This window comes from Tenacibaculum sp. 47A_GOM-205m, assembly GCF_000518405.1.
GTDB classification, from domain to species: Bacteria; Bacteroidota; Bacteroidia; order Flavobacteriales; family Flavobacteriaceae; genus Polaribacter; species Polaribacter lutimaris.
On sequence record NZ_JADN01000007.1, the window covers coordinates 130,270 to 151,232 of the forward strand.

At 31.1% G+C, this 20,963-nt stretch carries 21 protein-coding genes and 1 pseudogene; 12 read left to right on the plus strand and 10 right to left on the minus strand.

Annotated elements, in window-relative coordinates:
• Nucleotides 1-23: 23 nt before the first annotated feature.
• Nucleotides 24-1,001, minus strand: coding sequence for a YheT family hydrolase (locus N534_RS0107590; protein ID WP_028891913.1), 978 nt, complete (start codon nucleotides 999-1,001; stop codon nucleotides 24-26).
• A gap of 99 nt (nucleotides 1,002-1,100) precedes the next feature.
• Between N534_RS0107590 and N534_RS0107595 the strand changes: the two genes are divergently transcribed.
• Nucleotides 1,101-1,853, plus strand: a complete 753-nt coding sequence (locus tag N534_RS0107595; RefSeq protein ID WP_197017704.1) for a phosphatidylcholine/phosphatidylserine synthase — start codon at nucleotides 1,101-1,103, stop codon at nucleotides 1,851-1,853.
• Nucleotides 1,854-2,390: 537 nt separating this feature from the next.
• On the opposite strand, the pseudogene lptB reads toward N534_RS0107595, so the two are convergent.
• The 4 genes and pseudogenes from lptB to N534_RS15320 all read right to left on the minus strand — a co-directional run.
• Nucleotides 2,391-3,125: pseudogene (gene lptB / locus N534_RS14575) on the minus strand (LPS export ABC transporter ATP-binding protein); the annotation flags it as partial.
• Between the two features lie 71 nt (nucleotides 3,126-3,196).
• Complete coding sequence (locus N534_RS0107605) at nucleotides 3,197-3,544, minus strand: carboxymuconolactone decarboxylase family protein (protein WP_028891915.1); 348 nt, start codon at nucleotides 3,542-3,544, stop codon at nucleotides 3,197-3,199.
• Nucleotides 3,519-4,340 carry a twin-arginine translocase subunit TatC gene (gene tatC / locus N534_RS0107610; RefSeq protein WP_028891916.1) on the minus strand — a complete coding sequence of 274 codons (822 nt, stop codon included), beginning with the start codon at nucleotides 4,338-4,340 and terminating at the stop codon, nucleotides 3,519-3,521. Before tatC ends, N534_RS0107605 begins: the two co-directional genes overlap by 26 nt.
• Before the next feature lie 17 nt (nucleotides 4,341-4,357).
• On the minus strand, nucleotides 4,358-4,534 hold the full coding sequence (locus N534_RS15320) for a hypothetical protein (protein ID WP_156025577.1): 177 nt from the start codon (nucleotides 4,532-4,534) through the stop codon (nucleotides 4,358-4,360).
• Nucleotides 4,535-4,678: 144 nt separating this feature from the next.
• On the opposite strand from N534_RS15320, the gene N534_RS0107620 reads away from it, so the two are divergent.
• The 3 genes from N534_RS0107620 to N534_RS0107630 are packed head-to-tail and all read left to right on the plus strand — an operon-like array spanning nucleotide 4,679 to nucleotide 7,909.
• Complete coding sequence (locus tag N534_RS0107620) at nucleotides 4,679-6,877, plus strand: ATP-dependent DNA helicase RecQ (RefSeq protein ID WP_028891917.1); 2,199 nt, start codon at nucleotides 4,679-4,681, stop codon at nucleotides 6,875-6,877.
• A 13-nt stretch (nucleotides 6,878-6,890) separates the two neighbouring features.
• Nucleotides 6,891-7,316: a VOC family protein gene (locus N534_RS0107625; RefSeq protein ID WP_028891918.1), complete on the plus strand. Its 426-nt coding sequence runs from the start codon at nucleotides 6,891-6,893 to the stop codon at nucleotides 7,314-7,316.
• Entirely contained in the window at nucleotides 7,316-7,909 is a 594-nt protein-coding gene (locus N534_RS0107630) for a YdeI family protein (protein WP_028891919.1), read from the plus strand. The genes N534_RS0107625 and N534_RS0107630 overlap by 1 nt, the downstream gene beginning before the upstream one ends.
• On the opposite strand, the gene N534_RS0107635 is transcribed toward N534_RS0107630, so the two are convergent.
• From N534_RS0107635 to N534_RS0107650, 4 genes are all read right to left on the minus strand, one after another.
• The gene (locus N534_RS0107635) at nucleotides 7,906-8,277 is read right to left on the minus strand and encodes a hypothetical protein (RefSeq protein ID WP_028891920.1); all 372 of its coding nucleotides are present in this window, start codon (nucleotides 8,275-8,277) and stop codon (nucleotides 7,906-7,908) included. The two genes, N534_RS0107630 and N534_RS0107635, sit on opposite strands and share 4 nt — an antisense overlap.
• Before the next feature lie 84 nt (nucleotides 8,278-8,361).
• On the minus strand, nucleotides 8,362-9,558 hold the full coding sequence (locus N534_RS0107640) for an alanine dehydrogenase (RefSeq protein ID WP_028891921.1): 1,197 nt from the start codon (nucleotides 9,556-9,558) through the stop codon (nucleotides 8,362-8,364).
• 4 nt (nucleotides 9,559-9,562) lie between these two features.
• Nucleotides 9,563-9,976 carry a tRNA (adenosine(37)-N6)-threonylcarbamoyltransferase complex ATPase subunit type 1 TsaE gene (gene tsaE, locus N534_RS0107645; protein WP_028891922.1) on the minus strand — a complete coding sequence of 138 codons (414 nt, stop codon included), beginning with the start codon at nucleotides 9,974-9,976 and terminating at the stop codon, nucleotides 9,563-9,565.
• Between the two features lie 83 nt (nucleotides 9,977-10,059).
• On the minus strand, nucleotides 10,060-11,607 hold the full coding sequence (locus N534_RS0107650; RefSeq protein ID WP_028891923.1) for a response regulator: 1,548 nt from the start codon (nucleotides 11,605-11,607) through the stop codon (nucleotides 10,060-10,062).
• 186 nt (nucleotides 11,608-11,793) lie between these two features.
• Here N534_RS0107650 and N534_RS0107655 point away from each other — a divergent pair, with 186 nt between their 5' ends.
• The 8 genes from N534_RS0107655 (at nucleotide 11,794) to fabG (ending at nucleotide 19,752) form a co-directional block, all read left to right on the plus strand.
• The gene (locus tag N534_RS0107655) at nucleotides 11,794-13,026 is read left to right on the plus strand and encodes an HD domain-containing protein (RefSeq protein ID WP_028891924.1); all 1,233 of its coding nucleotides are present in this window, start codon (nucleotides 11,794-11,796) and stop codon (nucleotides 13,024-13,026) included.
• Nucleotides 13,027-13,091: 65 nt separating this feature from the next.
• Nucleotides 13,092-14,132 carry a UDP-3-O-(3-hydroxymyristoyl)glucosamine N-acyltransferase gene (lpxD, locus tag N534_RS0107660; RefSeq protein WP_028891925.1) on the plus strand — a complete coding sequence of 347 codons (1,041 nt, stop codon included), beginning with the start codon at nucleotides 13,092-13,094 and terminating at the stop codon, nucleotides 14,130-14,132.
• Complete coding sequence (locus N534_RS0107665) at nucleotides 14,125-15,516, plus strand: bifunctional UDP-3-O-[3-hydroxymyristoyl] N-acetylglucosamine deacetylase/3-hydroxyacyl-ACP dehydratase (RefSeq protein WP_028891926.1); 1,392 nt, start codon at nucleotides 14,125-14,127, stop codon at nucleotides 15,514-15,516. Before lpxD ends, N534_RS0107665 begins: the two co-directional genes overlap by 8 nt.
• Before the next feature lies 1 nt (nucleotide 15,517).
• Nucleotides 15,518-16,303, plus strand: coding sequence for an acyl-ACP--UDP-N-acetylglucosamine O-acyltransferase (lpxA, locus tag N534_RS0107670; RefSeq protein ID WP_028891927.1), 786 nt, complete (start codon nucleotides 15,518-15,520; stop codon nucleotides 16,301-16,303).
• A 46-nt stretch (nucleotides 16,304-16,349) separates the two neighbouring features.
• Nucleotides 16,350-16,916: an elongation factor P gene (efp, locus tag N534_RS0107675; protein ID WP_028891928.1), complete on the plus strand. Its 567-nt coding sequence runs from the start codon at nucleotides 16,350-16,352 to the stop codon at nucleotides 16,914-16,916.
• A gap of 42 nt (nucleotides 16,917-16,958) precedes the next feature.
• Nucleotides 16,959-17,879, plus strand: coding sequence for a UDP-3-O-(3-hydroxymyristoyl)glucosamine N-acyltransferase (locus N534_RS0107680; RefSeq protein ID WP_028891929.1), 921 nt, complete (start codon nucleotides 16,959-16,961; stop codon nucleotides 17,877-17,879).
• Nucleotides 17,880-17,951: 72 nt separating this feature from the next.
• The gene (gene sucD, locus N534_RS0107685; protein WP_028891930.1) at nucleotides 17,952-18,824 is read left to right on the plus strand and encodes a succinate--CoA ligase subunit alpha; all 873 of its coding nucleotides are present in this window, start codon (nucleotides 17,952-17,954) and stop codon (nucleotides 18,822-18,824) included.
• A 181-nt stretch (nucleotides 18,825-19,005) separates the two neighbouring features.
• A complete protein-coding gene (gene fabG / locus N534_RS0107690) occupies nucleotides 19,006-19,752 on the plus strand; it encodes a 3-oxoacyl-[acyl-carrier-protein] reductase (protein ID WP_028891931.1) in 747 nt (248 codons plus the stop codon).
• Between the two features lie 293 nt (nucleotides 19,753-20,045).
• Here the strand turns inward: fabG and N534_RS0107695 are convergent, their stop codons facing one another.
• The gene (locus N534_RS0107695; protein ID WP_038005757.1) at nucleotides 20,046-20,471 is read right to left on the minus strand and encodes a helix-turn-helix transcriptional regulator; all 426 of its coding nucleotides are present in this window, start codon (nucleotides 20,469-20,471) and stop codon (nucleotides 20,046-20,048) included.
• Nucleotides 20,472-20,963: the final 492 nt, after the last annotated feature.

A 20,963-nucleotide genomic window follows, 5' to 3' on the forward strand; every position in this document is an offset into this window, starting at 1 on the left:
TCATATAGTTATAAATTTTTAGGTTAATGTTTTATTCCAATAGTTTCTTCAATAAATTGAGTAATAGATTTTTCTAACCAATCATTCTCAGTATGGGTAAAAGATGATATAAAACCAACATGTCCACCGTAATTAGGGGTTAATAAATAAAAATTGTTCATATTTTTAGCTTCTTTAAAGGGATAACATTCTTTAGATAAAAAACTATCGTTTAAAGCATTTATAAGCAATGTTGGAACTTTTATTTCAGAAATAAAAGGTTTTGAGCTTGCTTTTTGCCAATAATCTTCAGAGCTTTCAAATCCAAAAACAGGTACTGTGTATTGTTTTTCTAAATGACGGAACTTACTTGCTTTAAGTAATAACTCTTTGTTAAGCTTAAAATCAGGAAATTTTTCTGCCTTTTTTAAAAGTTTTAATTTCATTGTTCGCAAAAACTCATTCAGATATATTTTGTTTTTTAGTTTGTTTAATTCAGCTTGTGAAGAGGTTAAATCAACAGGGACAGAAACAGCTACACCTCCTTTTACTTCTGAAGGAATATCAATAAATTCGCCTAAATATTTTAACGTTAAGTTTCCTCCTAAACTAAATCCGACGATTATAATTTTATCATAACTGTAATTTTTACTAAGATATTTGATGACAAAATCAACATCATCAGTTTTACCGCTATGGTATGTTCCTAAAAGTAAATTGTCTTCTCCACTACAGCCTCTTAAATTCATACAAACAGTATCAAATCCTTTTTTATTAAGGTAGTTAGAAGTGGTAATCATATAGTTTGATTGTGAACTTCCTTCTAATCCGTGAATTAATAAGACTAAGGATTTTGAACCTACGAAAGAAAAATCTAAATCTATAAAATCAGCATCCCAAGTTGTTACTCTTGTTCTGTCATACACTATTGTGTTTTTCATGAACAAAGGACGATATATTGTGTTAAAATGCCCGTTTTTAAAAGGTAGGCTAGGTGAAAATATGTTTGAAATAATTGGCATAATACTGCGTTATAGCTTTTAAAACAAATATGACAAAAAATAGCTAAAACATAAAACTCATTAAATGATTTCTTATTTTAGCTGTAAATTATGAATACTATGAATATCAAAAAATATATTCCAAATTTATTAACTTTAGGAAACTTGTTATGTGGTACAATTGCTACTGTTTTTGCTATTAAAGGAGACTTTTTTGCAACGGCAATTTTAGTAATGACAGGAATTCTTTTTGACTTTTTTGATGGGTTTGCAGCACGTATGTTAAACATACAAGGTGAACTAGGAAAACAATTAGATAGTTTAGCAGATATGGTAACGAGTGGTGTAGTACCAGGAATTGTAATGATGCAAATGTTGGTGAATGCGTTTGATGTTGATGCAGTTGGATACTTTGGAGTTGATACATACGGGGCTACGGGTAGTAACTTACCATACTTAGGATTGATATTAACACTAGGAGCAGGTTATCGTTTGGCTAAGTTTAATATAGACGAACGTCAATCAGATAGTTTTATAGGAGTGCCAACACCTGCAATGAGTTTGTTTGTGATTTCATTACCATTAATAGCTCAGTTTGATAAAGAATCATTTTTTATAGGTTTAATAGAAAATCAATATTTTTTATTGATTATAACCGCATTATTTACATATTTAATGAATGCTGAAATTCCGTTATTTTCTCTAAAGTTTAAGAATTTCTCTTTTAAAGATAATGTGATAAAATATGTGTTCTTAGTGTTGTCAGTAGTGTTAATTATTACGTTAAAGATAGTTGCAGTGCCAATGATTATTCTTTCGTATGTAGTTTTGTCTTTCGTAAATAATTCAGATAAAAAACTTTCATCAAAATAATATTAAAGAACTTCAAAATAGAGGAGTGAAATCATAAAAAAACACGTTGATATCAACGTGTTTTTTATTTTAATTACTTTTTTCAGGATCATAAATATCCATTATAAAATGATAATTGTCTAAGGATAGTTTATCTTCTGCAAAAGGTTTACTTATAAGTTTGTTTTTTGAATAGTCTCCGTCTTTGAAGATATCCCAATTTTCATTATTTCTATTAGTCAATATAACTTTATTAGTGTCTATTTCAAAATTACACCAATCGTTATAGTTGGCTATTTTTCCGTAACTGTAATCAGAAACTTTAATATTTCCTTTTACCTCTATATTTTTAATATCAATACAGATGTTGCAGAAATCAACAAAGTTTGTTTTATCTGAAGGTATTACAAGGAAAGAACTGGTATTTCCTTTTCTTCTATATAGTTTGAATCCTTCTTTTAAGTTATGATTATGATAAACTTCTGAAAAAGAGGCTAAAATATCATCTTCTTTAGCGTTTTCAATTATAAAATGATTTTGAGTAATGGCATGATTATTCTCAAAATTCTTCTTCTTTAACTCAAAATCTTTTCCAAGATATACTTTACGAACTGTTTCATCTTCAGCTAACTCTTCAGGTGTCCCTTCTTTTAGGATACCTCCATTATACATTAAATACGTTCTATCAGTAATGGCTAAAGTTGCTTGTACATCGTGATCTGTAATTAAAATTCCGATGTTTTTGTTCTTTAATTGAGCAACAATTCCTTGAATATCTTCTACGGCTATAGGATCTACACCTGCAAAAGGCTCATCCAATAAAATAAATTTAGGATCAGAAGCTAAACAACGAGCTATTTCAGTTCTACGGCGTTCTCCACCTGATAATAAATCACCACGATTTTTACGAACATGACCTAAGCTAAACTCATCAATTAACTCTTCTAAGCGTTGTTTTCTTTCAGCTTTGGTTCTGTTTGTAAATTCTAAAACAGACATGATGTTATCTTCAACAGATAATTTTCTAAAAACAGAAGCTTCTTGTGCTAAATAACCAATACCTTTTTGAGCACGCTTGTACATTGCATCGGTAGTTATTTCTTCGTCATCTAAATATATATGACCGTCATTAGGCTTAATCATTCCAACAATCATATAAAAAGAAGTCGTTTTTCCTGCTCCGTTAGGGCCTAGTAGCCCGATAATTTCACCTTGCTCTACTTCTAAAGAAATACCCTTTACAACTTTTCTATTACCGTAAATTTTTTGTATGTTATCTGCTCTTAATTTCATTTCTTATAGTTGAAAGTGTAAATGTAACAAAACAGTTTCTTAAAACATTCTTAAACAATTACACGATAAAGTTAGGCTTCGTTTTCTAAAGCTTCCCAAAACTCTACAGCTCTTCGTAGGTGAGGAATAACAATGGTTCCGCCTACTAAAGTAGCAATACTCATTGTTTCCATCATTTCTTCTTTGGTAACACCATTTTTATAAGCAGTTTCTAAATGGTAGGCAATACAATCGTCGCAGCGTAATACAGCAGAAGCAACCAATCCCAATAACTCTTTGGTCTTTACTGATAAATGACCTTCTGCATAAGCATTCGTATCTAAATTAAAAATACGTTTGATTACTTTATTATCTGATGCTAAAATTTTCTCGTTCATTTTTGAACGGTACTCGTTAAACTCTTGGACTTTTTGAGACATATTTTTGTTGTTTTTTTATTACAAACTTTGAGATATAAATGCTAATCTCGTATAAAATCATGATAGGAACCGATACTATTATTTGGCTAGCAACATCAGGAGGTGTTATAATGGCAGATAAAATCAGCACAACAACCAATGCATGTTTACGGTATTTTCGTAAAAACTCAGGAGTGATTAATCCTATTTTAGAAAGGAAATAAATTACTACTGGTAACTCAAAAAATACAGCAACCCCTATAAGAGTATTAGTTATTAAACCTATATAAGCATCAACTTTAAAGTTATTTTGGATAGCATCTGATATTTCAAAATTGTAAAAGAAATAAACTGACATTGGTAAAATAACGTAATAGCTAAATAAAACTCCTAAAAAGAATAAGAAAGAAGAAGTAAAAATAAATCCTTTAGATTTTTTTCTTTCATTTTCATGAAGACCAGGAGCTATAAAACGCCATATTTCCCACAGAACATAAGGAAAAGCAACTACAAAACCTAAAATTAATGAAGACCAAATTCCTGTCATTAATTGTTGAGTAGGGTTTAAAGCTTGTAGTGTTTGATTAAAACTGATATCACAAAAACTACTATCTATTCCTATAGTAGTGAATGTTTTACAGAAAAATTTATAAGTAGCGAAATCAGGCTTTAAATGAGCCAATAAAATTTCATTAAATACAAAGTTGATATTTGCAAAAATGACGATTGCTACCACAAAAATAGCAGTAAAACTTCTAACCAAATGCCATCTTAATTCTTCAAGATGGTCTAAAAAAGACATTTCTTTTTCTGCCATATTAGAAAACTTCGTATTTAATTAATATTGTAGGTGAACTTTGTTAGTATAGCTGTTGTTATCTTTAAACTTAATGATAAAGTTACAATACTTGTAAAAGAGCTATCTAATAATTTTGCTAAATTAGCAATAGTATTACTCTTTAAAAGTATAGTTTCTTTTGAGATTGAGAGAGTAGCATTTGCGTCTTTCAAGTTAAAAAAGTTTTAAGAATTTTTTAGAGTGTAAAAGTAGGAATATTTAAGAATAAAATCTTTTTAATAAAAAGAAAGTTTCGACTGTTTATTGTTAGGATTTTTTGTAAATTAGTTCTCGTTTTTAATTTTTGATATTAGAAGATGAATAAAGAGCAGACGGATTTATATGGATCATTAAAAAAGATCTTCGGGTTTAATAAGTTCAAAGGGCTACAGGAAGCTGTAGTAAACAGTGTGTTAGAAAATCATAACACATTTGTAATCATGCCTACAGGAGGAGGTAAGTCGCTGTGTTACCAATTACCAGCACTAATGAAAGAAGGTACAGCTATTGTGATTTCACCTTTAATTGCATTGATGAAGAATCAGGTAGATGCTATTAGAGGGATTTCTGAAAATCATGGAATAGCTCATGTATTAAACTCTTCATTAAACAAATCTGAGATTGCTCAAGTAAAATCGGATATAGAGTCAGGCATTACCAAATTATTATATGTAGCTCCAGAATCACTCATTAAAGAGGAGTATGTAGATTTTTTAAGGGATCAAAAGATATCTTTTGTAGCGATTGATGAAGCACACTGTATTTCAGAGTGGGGGCACGATTTTAGACCTGAATACCGAAACTTACGTAGTATTATTAAGCAAATTGATAATGTACCAATTATTGGTTTAACAGCTACGGCTACAGAGAAAGTTCAGGAAGATATATTAAAAACGTTGGGAATGACGGATGCAAATGTCTTCAAAGCATCCTTTAATAGAGCAAATTTATTTTACGAAGTACGTCCTAAAACTAAAGAAGTAGAAAAAGACATCATTCGTTTTATAAAACAACGACTTGGAAAATCTGGAATTATTTACTGTTTAAGCAGGAAAAAGGTTGAAGAAATAGCTCAGGTACTACAAGTAAATGGTATTAATGCAGTTCCGTATCATGCGGGTTTAGATGCCAAAACGAGAGTAAAGCATCAGGATATGTTTTTAATGGAAGATTGTGATGTAGTTGTTGCTACTATTGCTTTTGGAATGGGGATCGATAAACCAGATGTACGCTACGTTATCCACCATGATATTCCTAAAAGTTTAGAAAGTTATTACCAAGAAACAGGTAGGGCTGGTCGTGATGGAGGTGAAGGTTATTGTTTAACTTTTTACTCATATAAAGATATTGAAAAGCTTGAAAAGTTTATGGCAAATAAGCCAGTAGCTGAACAAGAAGTAGGTCATGCATTATTACAAGAAGTAGTGGGGTATGCTGAGACTTCAATGAATAGGCGTAAATATTTGTTACATTATTTCGGTGAAGAGTTTGATGAAGTCAATGGAGAAGGTGCTGATATGGATGACAATATGCGTAATCCAAAGAAAAAACACGAAGCTAAAGACGAAGTGGTAACGTTGTTATCAGTTATTAAGAATACTAGTGAAATGTACAAGCCTAAAGAAATAGTAAATACTATTATAGGTAAAGAAAATGCACTACTTAAGTCTCACAAAACAAACGAACAGCCATTTTTCGGAGTAGGAAAAGCTAAAGATAATCATTATTGGATGGCTTTAATTCGCCAAGTATTAGTAGCGGATCTTATTAAAAAAGAGATTGAACAATACGGGGTTTTAAAAATTACAAAAGAAGGTAAACAGTTTATGAAGAATCCTACTTCTTTTATGATGACTGAAAACCATGTATACGAAACTGCTGATGATGGTACTATTATAACAAATGAAAAGTCAAATGCAGGTGGAGTTGATGATAAGTTGGTAGCAATGCTGAAAGACTTGAGAAAAACTGTAGGTAAGCGATTAGGTGTTCCTCCTTTTGCAGTTTTTCAAGATCCATCTTTAGATGATATGGCTTTAAAATATCCAATAGATTTAGATGAGCTATCAAAAGTTCACGGTGTTGGAGAAGGTAAAGCTAAAAAGTATGGTAAAGATTTTGTCGCTTTGATATCTAAATACGTTAAGGAAAATGATATAATGCGTCCTGATGACTTAATTGTTAAGAGTACAGGAGTAAACTCAGGTTTAAAATTATATATTATTCAAAATACAGATAGAAAGCTTCCTTTAGAAGATATAGCGAGCTCAAAAGGTTTAGAAATGTCTGAGTTGATAAAAGAAATGGAAGCTATTGTATTTTCTGGTACTAAGTTGAATATCGATTATGCAATTGATGATTTATTAGATGAAGATCAACAAGAAGAAATCCATGAATATTTTATGGAAGCCGAAACCGATAAAATTCAAGATGCTTTAGACGAGTTTGATGGTGATTATGATGATGAAGAATTACGTTTAATGCGCATAAAATTTACAAGTGATATAGCTAACTAAAAAAATAAATAATATGCAAGCAAGTACGTATTTACATTTTAATGGAAACTGCAAAGAAGCAATGACTTTTTATGCAGATGTATTAGGTGGAGAAGTAACCATGTTAATGCAGTTTAAAGATGCGCCAGAAGAAGTGTGCAAAAATGTACCTGCTGAGGCCATGGAATTAACAATGCATTGCATGTTAGAAGCAGGAAATATCACTCTTATGTCTTCTGATTATTTGAATGAACACGAGGCTTTTACCCAAGGTAATAATTTTGCGGTTAGTATAAATACTGAAGATGAGGATGAAGCTGTAGCCATTTTTAACGGACTTTCTGAAGGAGCTTTTGTAATGATGCCGTTTGAAGAAGCTTTTTGGGGAGGTAAATTTGGGATGTTACGAGATAAATATGGTGTAAACTGGATGGTTTCATTAGAAGAGCCAATAGCTTAATGAATCCTAAAGTAACAATATATATCAACGATAAAAATACATGGACGCAAGAGTTAAAACTCTTGCGTTCTGTTTTATTAGAAGTAGGTTTTGAAGAGACTGTTAAATGGGGGGCTCCTGTTTATGCTCATAAAGGAAAGAATATTGTAGGGCTTTCAGCTTTTAAAAATTATTGTGGATTGTGGTTTTTTCAAGGAAGTTTTTTAATTGATGAACAGAAAAAATTAGTGAATTCACAAGAAGGAAAAACACAAGCGATGCGTCAGTGGAGGTTTTATACAATAGAAGACATTCAGCCTGATTTAGTAAAAAAATATGCTATAGAAGCAATTAAAAACTCTGAAGAAGGAAAAGAGTTAAAGGTAAAAAGGAATACAAAACCTATATTAATACCTGAGAAACTTCAACTAGAATTTGATAAGAATGATAGATTGAAAGAAACTTTCAATGATTTTTCTTTAAGTAAACAAAGAGAATTTTCTGATTATATAACTGAAGCTAAAAGAGAAACTACCAAACAAAAACGAACAGAAAAAATTATTTCAATGATTTTAAACGGAGTAGGATTGTATGATAAATACAAAAACTGTTAGTTAATTGTAATTTTATCGATAGTAGATGTAGAGTCGCAGCGAATCACATATAAATCAATATGTTTTAAGCTATCTTTTCCAGTAATAAAATACTCAGCACATGGTTTTAAACGAGGTTTACTTTTTCCAAAATCAACATCACCATGAGTTAAAATGGTTGAAATTACGGTAGTATCAACTTTAGAAGTAGCTAATATTTGTTGAGCTTGTTCAGAAAATAAGCGCTTTTTTATTCTGATAGTTTTTAAGGTACGAGCATCCATTCCGTAGTCAAAAGAAACATCCTTTCCTTTCCAAATAAAAAGAACTACTAAACTACCTAAGGCAATACCTATTAAATAATAACCAAAACGTTTTAACCACTGCATACTTTAAAATTGAAAAGCAAAAGTAATAACTTATATTATTCTTTTGGTAACATTTTTACTTTATTATATCTAGTCTTTGAAACTTTAGAAAAAGAGTAAGTTAATATCTCTATAAGGTAAATCAAACCAATCAGCCACTGTTTTATTCGTTAAAATTCCGTGATAAAAATACATACCGTTACGTAAGCTTTTGTCAAAACGAGCAGCATTTTCAAAACCTCCTTCTTCAGCAATTTCTAATAAATATGGAGTGAAAATATTGCTAATAGATACTGATGCTGTTCTTGAGTACCTTGAAGGAATATTAGGTACACAATAGTGAATTACACCATGGTTAGCAAAAGTAGGTTTACTATGTGTCGTAATTTTAGAAGTTTCGAAACATCCACCTCTATCAATGCTAACATCAACAATTACAGCACCGTCTTTCATTTGTTCTATCATTTCTTCAGTAACAACTACTGGAGACCGGTCTTTACCTCTAATAGCACCAATAGCAATATCACAACGCATTAATGCTTTTTGAAGAGTTTTTGGTTGTATTGTTGAAGTATAAATAGGTGAATTAACACAGCTTTGAAGTTTTCTAAGTTTAGTTATAGAATTATCAAAAACTTTAACTCTAGCACCTAAGCCAATAGCAGATCTAGCAGCAAACTCACCAACGGTACCAGCTCCTAAAATAACCACATCAGTAGGAGGTACACCTCCTATATTACCTAATAGTAAACCATTACCGCCATTAGATGTGGTTAAAAGTTCAGCGGCAATATGCATAGAAGCTATTCCTGCTATTTCACTTAATGATTTTACAATAGGATAAACGCCATGTTCATCTTTAATATAGTCAAAAGCGATAGCTGTGATTCGTTTTTTAGCTAAAGCTTCAAAGTATTTTTTATCTTGTGTTTTAAGTTGTAATGCAGAAATTAATACCGTTTGCGGATTTAACATCTGAATTTCATCTAAAGAAGGCGGTTCAACTTTTAAAACAATATTACAAGCAAAAGCCTCTTTAACATCGTAAGAAATTTTTGCACCAGCATCAGAATATTCTTTATCACTGTAGTTTGCACCATCTCCAGCACCAGTTTCAACAACAATTCGATGTCCGTGGGCTACCAAAGCAGCCACTGCATCAGGGGTTAAACTAATTCGTTTTTCTTCAAAATGGGTTTCTTTTGGTAAACCGATAAACAATTCGCCTTTTTGCTTTTTAATTTCAAGCATTTCGGTTTGTGGCATTAACTGCTCTTTGGTAAAAGGTGAAATAGACCCCATGTAATTAGTTGGTTTTTAATTGAATGTTTCGTTGCCCGTTTTCTAATAAGTTAATTGAGATGGAAACAGTATCTAAAGGTAGTAAATTTTTAATATTTTCTGGCCATTCTACTAAGCACCAATTATTACTGTAAAAATAATCTTCAATCCCCATGTCGTAGGCTTCTTCTTCATCTTCAATACGGTAAAAATCGAAATGATAAACCGTTTCATTGGTGTTGGTTTTATATTCGTTAACTAGAGAAAAAGTAGGAGAACTGGCTATATCTTCAACTCCTAAAATTTTACATAATTCTTTGATTAATGTAGTTTTTCCAACACCCATTTCTCCATAAAACAAAAGTATTTTATGCGGAGCTGTAGCAACGATTTCTTCAGCAACAGCTGTTAATTCGTTTAATGAATAGTTTTTGTTCATAAAAGCAAAAATAAAGAAGAAAACTAGTTAATAAAACTTATTGACTAGTAGAATTTACATATTAGTTAATTTTCTTTTTTTTATTACTTCGGGTTGTAAACAGCGCACGGAATAATCATTTCTTCTAACGAAATTCCACCATGCTGATAGGTGTTTTTATAATACTTTACAAAGTGATTGTAATTATTAGGATAAGCAAAAAACAAATCTTCTTTGGTGAAAATAAATGGACTATTAATAGCTACAGTTGGCAAAAAAATATCCTTCGGATTTTTAATTGCATACACATCTTTATCTTCATAACTCAAGCTTCTACCTGTTTTATAACGCAGGTTTGAACTGATGTTTTTGTCACCTATAACTTTGGTAGGATGTTTACAGTTTATTGTACCGTGGTCGGTAGTAATAATTAGTTTTTGCCCTAATTTTTGAGCTTTCTGAATGATGTCATATAACGGAGAGTTTTTAAACCAACTTACTGTTAAAGAGCGGTATGCTTTATCATCACCAGCCAATTCTTTAATTACTTCCATTTCGGTTTTAGCATGTGAAAGCATATCAACGAAGTTAAAAACAACAGCAGTTAAATCGTTTTGCTTTGTTCCATTGTAATTATCGGCTAAATCTTTTCCGCTTTTTAACGAAACAATTTTATAATATTCATGCTTAATATCTAAACCTAAACGTTTAATTTGATCGTTTAAAAACTCGGCTTCAAATAAGTTTTTACCACCTTCATCAGTGTCATTTTTCCAAAGTTTAGGAAATCTTTTTTCCATTTCAGAAGGCATTAGTCCAGAAAATATTGCATTACGTGCATACTGCGTAGCAGTTGGTAAAATGCTGTAATAAGAGTTCTCTTCTTCCTTTTTGTAGTAATTGTTAATAAAAGGCTCTAAAACTCGGTATTGATCATAGCGAAGATTATCTATTACCACCCATAGAACTCCTCGTTCTTTAGATAAATTAGGAACGACATAATCCTTAAATAAAGTATGAGAAAACGTAGGTTTATCGTTGCTAGTTAGCCAATTTTGATATTTCTTTTTAATGAATTTAAAAAACTGAGAATTAGCTTCCGATTTTTGAGATTCTAAAATTTCTAACATTCCAGTATCATTAATATCTTCTAATTCTAGCTCCCAGTGAACTAATTTTTTATACAACTCAATCCATTCCTCATAGGAGTTAACCATAGCTAAATCCATTGAAATTTTTCGGAATTCTTGTTGGTAATTCGAAGTAGTTTTTTCTGAAACTAAACGAGAATGATCCAGATTCTTTTTTAAACTCAATAATATTTGATTCGGATTTACTGGCTTAATTAAATAATCAGCAATTTTAGATCCAATAGCTTCTTCCATAAGGTATTCTTCCTCACTTTTAGTAATCATTACTATAGGAAGGTTAGGGTTTTTCTGTTTTATTTCAGACAACGTTTCTAAACCTGTAATACCTGGCATATTTTCATCTAAAAAAACAATATCAAAATTATTTTCATCAACCATGTCAATAGCATCAGCTCCGTTAGTACAAGTAGTTACTTTGTAGTCTTTTTTTTCTAAAAATAATATGTGTGGTTTTAATAAATCTATTTCATCATCAACCCAAAGAATATGTATGTTTTTCATCATAATTTTTCATCAAATTTTTACTAAAACAAAATTGTTGTTATAGTAGAACTATACAGTAAATAACGTTTAAAAGGAGTTTTGTTGCGTTTTTAAAAGCTAAAAATACGTTAATTAAACGCTTGTTAATTTGGTTTTGTTGATAAATTATGATTTTTTTGTTTAAAATTCAAGGAATTATACATTTTGAAGAAATCGACAACCAATAAATTAAAGATAATTAACGATCCGATATACGGATTTATCTCTATACCCAACTCACTAATTTTTGACATTATTGAGCATCCATATTTTCAAAGATTACGCAGAGTAACTCAAATGGGGTTGTCAAATTTGGTATATCCAGGGGCTAACCATACACGTTTTCATCATGCGATTGGTTGTATGCACTTAATGCAAAAAGCAGTTCGAGTATTGCGTGTAAAAAATGTAGAAATTTCTGAAGATGAAGCCAATGCTTTATACATTGCCATTTTATTGCATGACATTGGTCACGGAGCTTTTTCTCATGCTTTAGAGCATAGCATTGTAAACGAAATTACTCACGAAGAGATTTCTTTAAAGTTTATGAAAGCTATTAATGAGGAGTTTGACGGAAAATTAAGTTTAGCTATTGAAGTTTTTGAAGGAAAACATCCTCGTAAATTTTTATATCAATTAATATCAAGCCAATTAGATATTGATCGATTAGATTATTTAAAAAGAGATAGCTTTTACACTGGTGTAGCTGAAGGAAATATTTCTTCCGATCGCTTAATAGCAATGATGAATGTGGTAGACAATGAATTGGTAATAGAACAAAAAGGAATTTATTCTGTTGAAAAATTCATTATTGCGCGTCGTTTAATGTATTGGCAGGTTTATTTACATAAAACAGGATTAGTAGCAGAGAGTCTATTAGTTAGCATATTAAAACGAGCAAAGGAGTTAGCTATAAAAGGAGTAGAGTTACCAGCAAGTTCAGCATTAAAATACTTTTTGTACAATGAAATAACTAGTGAAAACTTCACAGGTAAAACCTTACAGATATTTTCGGAATTAGATGACTATGATATTTTTTCAGCTATTAAAGAGTGGAAAAATCATGAAGATTTCGTGTTGTCTACCTTAGCCAAGAAAATTATAGATAGAAATCTTTTAAGAATTGAAATTCAAGAGAAACCTTTTTCAGAAGAATATATTGAAAAAAGAAGAAAAAAACTTCAAAAGCTAGTAAATCTAACTGATGAAGAGTTAGAGTATTTTGTTTTTTCAAATAAAATTAAACATCAAGCTTATAATTCAGATAAACCTATAAAAATTTACACAAAAAAAGGTAAGTTAAAAGATATTGCAAAAGCATCTGATCAGCTAAATCTTAAAGCTTTAACTAAGCCTGTTATAAAACATTATTTGTGTTATCCTAAAAAAATAACTTAGACTAATTATTAGAAACAAATACTAATGAAGAGGTAATTGAACAAAAATAATTACTTTTGCACTTAATGAAATTTACAGCAAAACAAATAGCCGATATTTTAGAGGGTGAGATTGTAGGAAACCCAGAAGCTGAAGTATCTAAACTTTCCAAGATAGAAGAAGGTACCTTGGGGTCATTAACCTTTTTATCTAATCCGAAATATAATTCATATATATATTCAACAAAAGCGTCTGTAGCTATTGTTAATAAAAGTTTTGTTCCTGAAAAGGAAATAGAAACTACCTTGATTAAGGTTGAAAATGCGTATAAATCATTTTCAAAGTTATTAGAGTTTTATAATGAAGTGAAAAATAATAAAGTAGGAAGAGAAAATCCTCACTTTATGGCGGATTCTGTAACCATTGGAGACAACGAATATATTGGAGCTTATGCTTACATAGGCGAAAACGTAGTGCTAGGCAATAACGTGAAGATTTATCCTAATTCTTATATTGGTGATAATGTAGTTATTGGAGATAATACGGTTGTTTTTGCTGGGGTAAAGATTTATTCTGAAACTATAATAGGAAAGAATTGTAAGATTCACTCAGGAACTGTAATAGGCGCAGATGGTTTTGGTTTTGCACCAGATGAAAATGGAGAGTATAAAGCAATTCCACAAATTGGAAACGTTATCATAGAAGACAACGTTGATGTTGGTTCAAATTCAACTATAGATAGAGCTACTTTAGGTTCTACGATTATTCGTAAAGGAGTAAAGTTAGATAACCATATTCAAATAGCTCACAATGTTGAAATAGGAAAAAATACCGTAATAGCTTCTCAAACAGGAATTGCAGGATCTACCAAAATAGGAGAAAATTGTATGATTGGAGGTCAAGTAGGTATTGTTGGACACATCACAATTGGAAATAATGTAAAAATCCAAGCACAAGCAGGAATAGGAAAAAGTTTAAAAGATGGCGAAGTTGTTCAGGGATCTCCTGCCTTCGGATATTCTGACTATAGTAAATCGTATGTACACTTTAAAAACTTACCAAAGTTAGCATCTACAATACATAAAATAGAAAAAGAGTTGAATGCTCAAAAAGTAAACAATGAGTAAGAAACAAAAAACAATACAAAACGAAATAACATTATCAGGCGTAGGATTACACACAGGTAATGAAGTTACAATGGTTTTTAAACCAGCACCAGAAAATCACGGATTTGCTTTTAAGCGTGTTGATTTAGAAGGTGAGCCAGTTATTGAAGCAAAAGCTGAGTACGTAACAAATACACAAAGAGGTACTAACCTTGAAAAAAACGGAGTTCAAATTCAAACATCTGAACACGTATTAGCAGCTGCAGTAGGTTTAGATATAGATAATTTACTTATTGAAGTTAACGCTTCAGAGCCACCAATTATGGATGGTTCTTCAAAGTTTTTTATTGAAGCTTTAGAAGAAGCTGGAATAATAGAGCAAGAGGCAGAAGTAGAAGAATATGTTGTAAAAGAAATTATATCATATAAAGATGAAGTAACTGGTAGCGAAATTATTTTAATGCCAGCTGATGAATACCAAATTACTACAATGGTAGATTTTGGGACTAAAATTTTAGGAACTCAAAATGCTACTTTAGATAAAATTTCTGATTTTAAAGAAGAAATTTCAGCAGCAAGAACATTCAGTTTTTTACATGAAATTGAAATGTTACTAGAAAATGATTTAATTAAAGGAGGTGATTTAAATAATGCTATTGTTTATGTTGATAAAGAATTGTCAGACAGTACAATGCAAAAGCTTAAAAAAGCCTTTAATAAAGAAAATATTACCGTAAAACCTAATGGGGTATTAGATAACTTAACACTACATTGGGCTAATGAAGCTGCACGTCATAAGTTATTAGATGTTATTGGTGACTTAGCCTTAACAGGAACTCGTATTAGAGGTAAAGTAATTGCTAATAAACCTGGGCACTCAGTAAACACTACATTTGCTAAAAAGTTGGCTAAAATCATTAAGCAGGAAAAGAGAAACAATGTTCCTACTTATGATCTAAACCAGCCACCATTAATGGATATTCATAAAATTATGGATATCTTACCTCATAGACCACCGTTTTTATTAATTGATAGAATTATCGAATTATCTGATAAACACGTTGTAGGGATGAAAAATGTTACGATGAATGAAGATTTCTTTGTAGGACATTTTCCAGGAGCACCTGTAATGCCAGGAGTTTTACAAGTAGAGGCAATGGCACAATGTGGAGGAGTTTTAGTATTAAACACGGTTCCAGATCCTGAAAATTACTTGACATATTTCATGAAAATGGACAATGTAAAGTTTAAACAAAAAGTATTACCAGGAGATACATTAATATTTAAGAGTGAGTTAATTACACCTATAAGAAGAGGTATTGCTCATATGCAAGCATATGCTTATGCTAATGGTAAGCTGGTTTGTGAAGCAGAATTAATGGCTCAAATTTCAAAAGTAAAATAATATGAATCAACCACTTGCGTACGTACACCCTCAAGCAAAAATAGCTCGTAATGTAGTTATTGAACCTTTTACAACCATTCATGCAAATGTAGAAATTGGTTCAGGAACCTGGATTGGTTCTAACGTTACAATTATGGAAGGTGCGCGCATCGGTAAAAACTGTCGAATTTTTCCAGGAGCAGTAATCTCTGCAATTCCTCAGGATTTAAAATTTAATGATGAAGAAACCACTGTAGAAATTGGGGATAACGTTACTATTAGAGAGTGTGTTACCATTAACAGAGGTACTTCAGACAGAATGAAAACAGTTATTGGTGATAATTGCTTAATTATGGCATATTGCCACATAGCTCACGATTGTAAAGTGGGAGATAATTGTATTTTTTCAAATAATTCAACTTTAGCAGGTCACGTTACTATTGGCGATAATGTGGTTTTAGCAGGTATGGTAGCTGTACACCAGTTTGCCTCTGTAGGAAATCATGCTTTTGTTACTGGAGGATCTTTAGTTCGTAAAGATGTACCTCCTTTTGTTAAAGCAGCTAGAGAGCCGTTATCATATGTGGGTATTAATTCTGTTGGATTACGTAGAAGAGGTTTTACAACCGAAAAGATTAGAGAAATTCAAGATGTATATCGAATCTTATTCCAGAAAAACTACAATAATTCACAAGCGATAGATATTCTTGAAGCTGAAATGGAAGCTACTTCGGAGCGAGATGAAATCATTCAGTTTATCAAAGATTCGCATCGTGGAATAATGAAAGGATATTTTAAAGCAAATTAATTAGAAAAATTGCACTCGATAGAGCAATTATAAAGATCAAAAATAAATGGCAACAACATCAGATATTAAAAAAGGATTGTGTATAAAGTTTAATCACGATATCTACAAAGTTATAGAGTTTTTACATGTAAAACCTGGTAAAGGTCCAGCTTTTGTACGTACAAAATTAAAAAGTGTTACTACTGGAAAAATTTTAGACAACACATTTTCTGCAGGACATAAAATTGAAGACGTTCGTGTTGAAACTCATAAATTTCAGTACTTATATCCAGAAGGAGATACTTATCACTTTATGAATACTGAAGATTATAATCAAATTACACTTCAAAAATCAGTATTAGATGCTCCAGATTTAATGAAAGAAGGAGAAGTTGTTACGGTTTTAATTAATACTGAAGATAATATGCCATTATCTGTAGAAATGCCATCACATGTTATTTTAGAAATAACACATACAGAGCCAGGTGTTAAAGGTAATACAGCAACAAACGCTACAAAACCTGCAACTGTTGAAACTGGTGCTAGGATTAATGTTCCTTTATTTATTAATGAAGGAGACAAAATAAAAATCGATACAGAGAAAGGCGCATATACAGAGCGTATAAAAGAATAAATTTAATATTCCCGCTCTTTTAGCGGGAATTTCTTTTTAAAGATGAAATTCAAACAGCCTCAAACTTTAGAGCAAATAGCTACTTTATTAAATGTAGAATTTGTAGGAGAAAACGATTTTCCTATTACAGGAATTAATGAGATTCATGTAGTAGAAAAAGGAGACATCGTTTTTGTAGATCACCCTAAATATTACGATAAAGCATTAAATTCTGCAGCAACTACTATTTTAATTAATAAAAAAGTAGATTGTCCTGAAGGAAAATCATTATTAATCTCAGATGATCCTTTTAGAGATTTCAATAAAATAACAAAGTATTTTAATCCTTTTATTGCTTCAAAAAGTAGTATTGCTGAATCAGCCATTATAGGCGAAGGTACAATTATACAACCAAATGTTTTTATTGGTGAAAATGTAACGATTGGTAAAAATTGTTTAATTCATGCCAATGTAGCAATTAATAACAACTGTGTAATAGGCGATAATGTTACAATTCATGCCAATACAGTTTTAGGAGGAGACGCTTTCTACTACAAAAATCGACCAGAAGGATTTGATAAATTAATTTCAGGAGGTAGAGTAGTACTTGAAGATAATGTAGATTTAGGAGCTTCTTGTACAATTGATAGAGGAGTAACAGGAGATACATTAATAGGTGCAGGATCAAAAATTGATAATCAAGTTCATATTGGTCACGATACTGTAATAGGTAAAAAGTGTTTAATAGCAGCTCAAACAGGTATAGCTGGTTGTACTGTTATTGAAGATGAAGTAACAATTTGGGGTCAAGTAGGTATTATTAGTGGACTAACTATTGAAAAAGGTACCGTTTTAATGGCGCAAACAGGAGTTACAAAATCCTTAAAAAAAGGAGTATACTTCGGAACACCACAGCGTGAATACCGTCAAACTCTTAGAGAAGTCATCTATTTAAAGAATGCAACAAATAAAGAAAAAAAGTAACCTAAAATTAATTGTGAAAACACAATTAAAAAGTTATTTTTGTCTGTCTTAAAAAATAAAAAAAGCAAACCAATGAGTGTTTTAGTAAATAAAGATTCAAAAATTATAGTTCAAGGTTTTACAGGAAGCGAAGGAACTTTCCACGCTAGCCAAATGATCGATTACGGAACAAACGTAGTTGGAGGTGTAACACCAGGTAAAGGAGGTCAAGAGCATTTAGGAAAGCCAGTTTTTAATACAGTTGATGAGGCTGTACAAAAAGCAGGAGCAGATACTTCTATTATTTTTGTACCACCAGCATTTGCTGCTGATGCTATTATGGAAGCTGCTGAAGCAGGAATTAAAGTAATCATTTGTATTACAGAAGGAATTCCTACTGCTGATATGGTAAAAGTAAAAGCTTATATTGATCAATTAGATTGTACTTTAGTAGGACCTAACTGTCCAGGAGTAATTACTCCAGAAGAAGCTAAAGTTGGAATTATGCCAGGATTTATCTTTAAAAAAGGTAAAGTAGGTATTGTTTCTAAATCAGGAACTTTAACTTATGAAGCTGCTGATCAAGTTGTAAAACAAGGTTACGGAATTACTACAGCTATTGGTATTGGTGGAGATCCAATTATTGGAACTACTACTAAAGAAGCTGTTGAGTTATTAATGAATGACGATGAAACTGAAGCAATCGTAATGATTGGTGAAATTGGAGGTAACTTAGAAGCTGAAGCTGCTCGTTGGATTAAAGCTGACGGTAACCGTAAGCCAGTAGTTGGTTTTATTGCAGGTCAAACTGCTCCAGCTGGTAGAACAATGGGGCATGCAGGTGCTATCGTTGGTGGTGCTGATGATACAGCCCAAGCAAAAATGAAAATTTTAGCAGAAAATGGAGTACACGTTGTAGAGTCTCCTGCTAAAATTGGAGAAATGGTAGCTAAAGTTTTAGCATAACAAACTACATACATATTAGAATAAATTCCCGTTTTTAACGGGAATTTATTTTTATATTTGAATCCAATAAACTACCCAGATGCAAATATTCTGGGGATTAAAAGAATTATGTAAGAATTTAGAGGCAAGCTTCGGGGAATAAAACCCTTGGCTATCGCCCTGCGATTAAAACAACTAATAAATGAAACTTTTAGAAAATAAAACTGCAATTGTTACAGGTGCTACTAGAGGAATTGGTAGAGGAATTGCCTTAGAGTTCGCAAAACAAGGATGTAACGTTGCATTTACTTATAGCTCTTCTGTTGAAGCAGCAACTGCTTTAGAAAATGAGTTGAAAGCATTAGGAGTAAAAGCAAAAGGATACCAATCAAATGCAGCCGAATTTGATGCAGCACAAGAATTGGCAAAAAACGTATTAGAAGAATTCGGAACTATTGATGTATTAGTAAACAATGCAGGTATTACAAAAGACAATTTGTTAATGCGTATTTCTGAAGAAGATTTTGATAAAGTAATTGAAGTAAATTTAAAATCTGTTTTCAATTTAACCAAAGCAGTAATTCGTCCGATGATGAAGCAACGTGCTGGATCAATTATTAACATGAGTTCTGTTGTTGGATTAAAAGGAAATGCTGGTCAAGCAAATTATGCAGCATCAAAAGCAGGAATTTTAGGATTTTCAAAATCAGTAGCGTTAGAATTAGGTTCTCGTAATATTCGTAGTAATGTAGTTGCTCCAGGTTTTATTGAAACTGAGATGACTGCAAAATTAGATGAAAAAGTAGTTGAAGGTTGGAGAAACGAAATTCCTTTAAAAAGAGGAGGTACTCCACAAGATATTGCTAATGCATGTGTTTTCTTAGCATCAGATATGAGTTCATATATTACTGGTCAAACATTATCAGTTGATGGAGGAATGTTAACATAAAAATTAGCTTACATATAAAAGCAAAAAAGCCTGTATTATTTTTATAATACAGGCTTCTTCTATTTTAAGGGGTTGTGTTTGCTTGTTAAGGGGTGCAAGCACGAGGGGTTTGTCTGGGGGACAAATTTCTAAACTCACAACTTAAAGGGGACATAAGTTTTAGGGGAGAGTTTAGTTTTTAATGATTCACAAAATTCAAACGATTTGTTGGGGGTTACAAATACTGAGGGGTTATTTGAATTTTACAATTCATTAAATTCTTTGGGGATTTTTTTAAGGAATCATTTATAGTATCATCTTTTTTTGTAATCTTCAAAGGTTCCATCATCATATAGAACCAAAATATTCTTTATTTCTCTAAAAGCAGCCGATTCTTTTGGCTTTATAGTACTCTCTAAGAATTTCGTATTTGGTTTTTTTTCAGGTTCTTGGTCAAATACTGTATTTTCAGCGAACAGAGAAGGAGTCTCATTTTTTTCTATTTTTATCTCTTTCTCTTGGTTTTGTGTATTTGGAGGAAAACTACCTTTACCATATACTAACCAATTTAGATCAACTTCTTCAAAAGCCGTTTCAACTTTTATAATAAAATCTAGACTTGGTTTATTTCTTCCTGATAGTAGGTGAGAAATGCTAGATCTTGGAACATCAATTTTATCTGCAAAGCTTGACGCCGATAAATTGTAATAATCTAATATCTTTTTTAATCTTTCTATCATTTGTTTACCGATGTAAACATTAGGGGTTGTTTACGATTGTAAATATATATCATTTTATAATTGTAAACAAGAAAAAATTAATATTTTTTCAAAATAATTTCAAACAAGACTATTAAATACTTTAATAAGTAACAGATAACTTATTGTAATACAGTGTTTTAAGTATATAATATAAAGAAAATTTATTCTTTTGATAAATATGTTTATTTACATATGTAATCAAGTTGTTTGATTAGACTATTAAGTTTATAAATGTAAAAACCTCTCTTTTTTAATAAACATAATGTACTTAAATAACTATTTATCCTTATTTAACAGGCATAAGCGTCAAATAAACGGCTTTAATATAAATAATAATGATACTACAGTGGTTTATGTTTAAATAAATATGAATCAGGATATAAACTTTATAATGCTTGTATAAGTACTTTAAATTACTTAAGGTTTAATTATATGCCTTTAAAATACTTATAGAGACATATTACTTACTTG

What these genes read in the sequence shown, in the direction of transcription:
- N534_RS0107695 (WP_038005757.1), bottom strand. Translation starts at nt 20,471, where the DNA reads ATGATAGAAAGATTAAAAAAGATATTAGATTATTACAATTTATCGGCG.
- tsaE (WP_028891922.1), bottom strand. Translation starts at nt 9,976, where the DNA reads ATGAACAAAAACTATTCATTAAACGAATTAACAGCTGTTGCTGAAGAA.
- N534_RS0107630 (WP_028891919.1), top strand. Translation starts at nt 7,316, where the DNA reads ATGAATCCTAAAGTAACAATATATATCAACGATAAAAATACATGGACG.
- N534_RS0107635 (WP_028891920.1), bottom strand. Translation starts at nt 8,277, where the DNA reads ATGCAGTGGTTAAAACGTTTTGGTTATTATTTAATAGGTATTGCCTTA.
- N534_RS0107650 (WP_028891923.1), bottom strand. Translation starts at nt 11,607, where the DNA reads ATGAAAAACATACATATTCTTTGGGTTGATGATGAAATAGATTTATTA.
- N534_RS0107640 (WP_028891921.1), bottom strand. Translation starts at nt 9,558, where the DNA reads ATGGGGTCTATTTCACCTTTTACCAAAGAGCAGTTAATGCCACAAACC.
- N534_RS0107625 (WP_028891918.1), top strand. Translation starts at nt 6,891, where the DNA reads ATGCAAGCAAGTACGTATTTACATTTTAATGGAAACTGCAAAGAAGCA.
- sucD (WP_028891930.1), top strand. Translation starts at nt 17,952, where the DNA reads ATGAGTGTTTTAGTAAATAAAGATTCAAAAATTATAGTTCAAGGTTTT.
- N534_RS0107605 (WP_028891915.1), bottom strand. Translation starts at nt 3,544, where the DNA reads ATGTCTCAAAAAGTCCAAGAGTTTAACGAGTACCGTTCAAAAATGAAC.
- N534_RS0107590 (WP_028891913.1), bottom strand. Translation starts at nt 1,001, where the DNA reads ATGCCAATTATTTCAAACATATTTTCACCTAGCCTACCTTTTAAAAAC.
- lpxA (WP_028891927.1), top strand. Translation starts at nt 15,518, where the DNA reads ATGAATCAACCACTTGCGTACGTACACCCTCAAGCAAAAATAGCTCGT.
- N534_RS0107680 (WP_028891929.1), top strand. Translation starts at nt 16,959, where the DNA reads ATGAAATTCAAACAGCCTCAAACTTTAGAGCAAATAGCTACTTTATTA.
- N534_RS0107665 (WP_028891926.1), top strand. Translation starts at nt 14,125, where the DNA reads ATGAGTAAGAAACAAAAAACAATACAAAACGAAATAACATTATCAGGC.
- N534_RS0107620 (WP_028891917.1), top strand. Translation starts at nt 4,679, where the DNA reads ATGAATAAAGAGCAGACGGATTTATATGGATCATTAAAAAAGATCTTC.
- tatC (WP_028891916.1), bottom strand. Translation starts at nt 4,340, where the DNA reads ATGGCAGAAAAAGAAATGTCTTTTTTAGACCATCTTGAAGAATTAAGA.
- efp (WP_028891928.1), top strand. Translation starts at nt 16,350, where the DNA reads ATGGCAACAACATCAGATATTAAAAAAGGATTGTGTATAAAGTTTAAT.
- lpxD (WP_028891925.1), top strand. Translation starts at nt 13,092, where the DNA reads ATGAAATTTACAGCAAAACAAATAGCCGATATTTTAGAGGGTGAGATT.
- fabG (WP_028891931.1), top strand. Translation starts at nt 19,006, where the DNA reads ATGAAACTTTTAGAAAATAAAACTGCAATTGTTACAGGTGCTACTAGA.
- N534_RS0107595 (WP_197017704.1), top strand. Translation starts at nt 1,101, where the DNA reads ATGAATATCAAAAAATATATTCCAAATTTATTAACTTTAGGAAACTTG.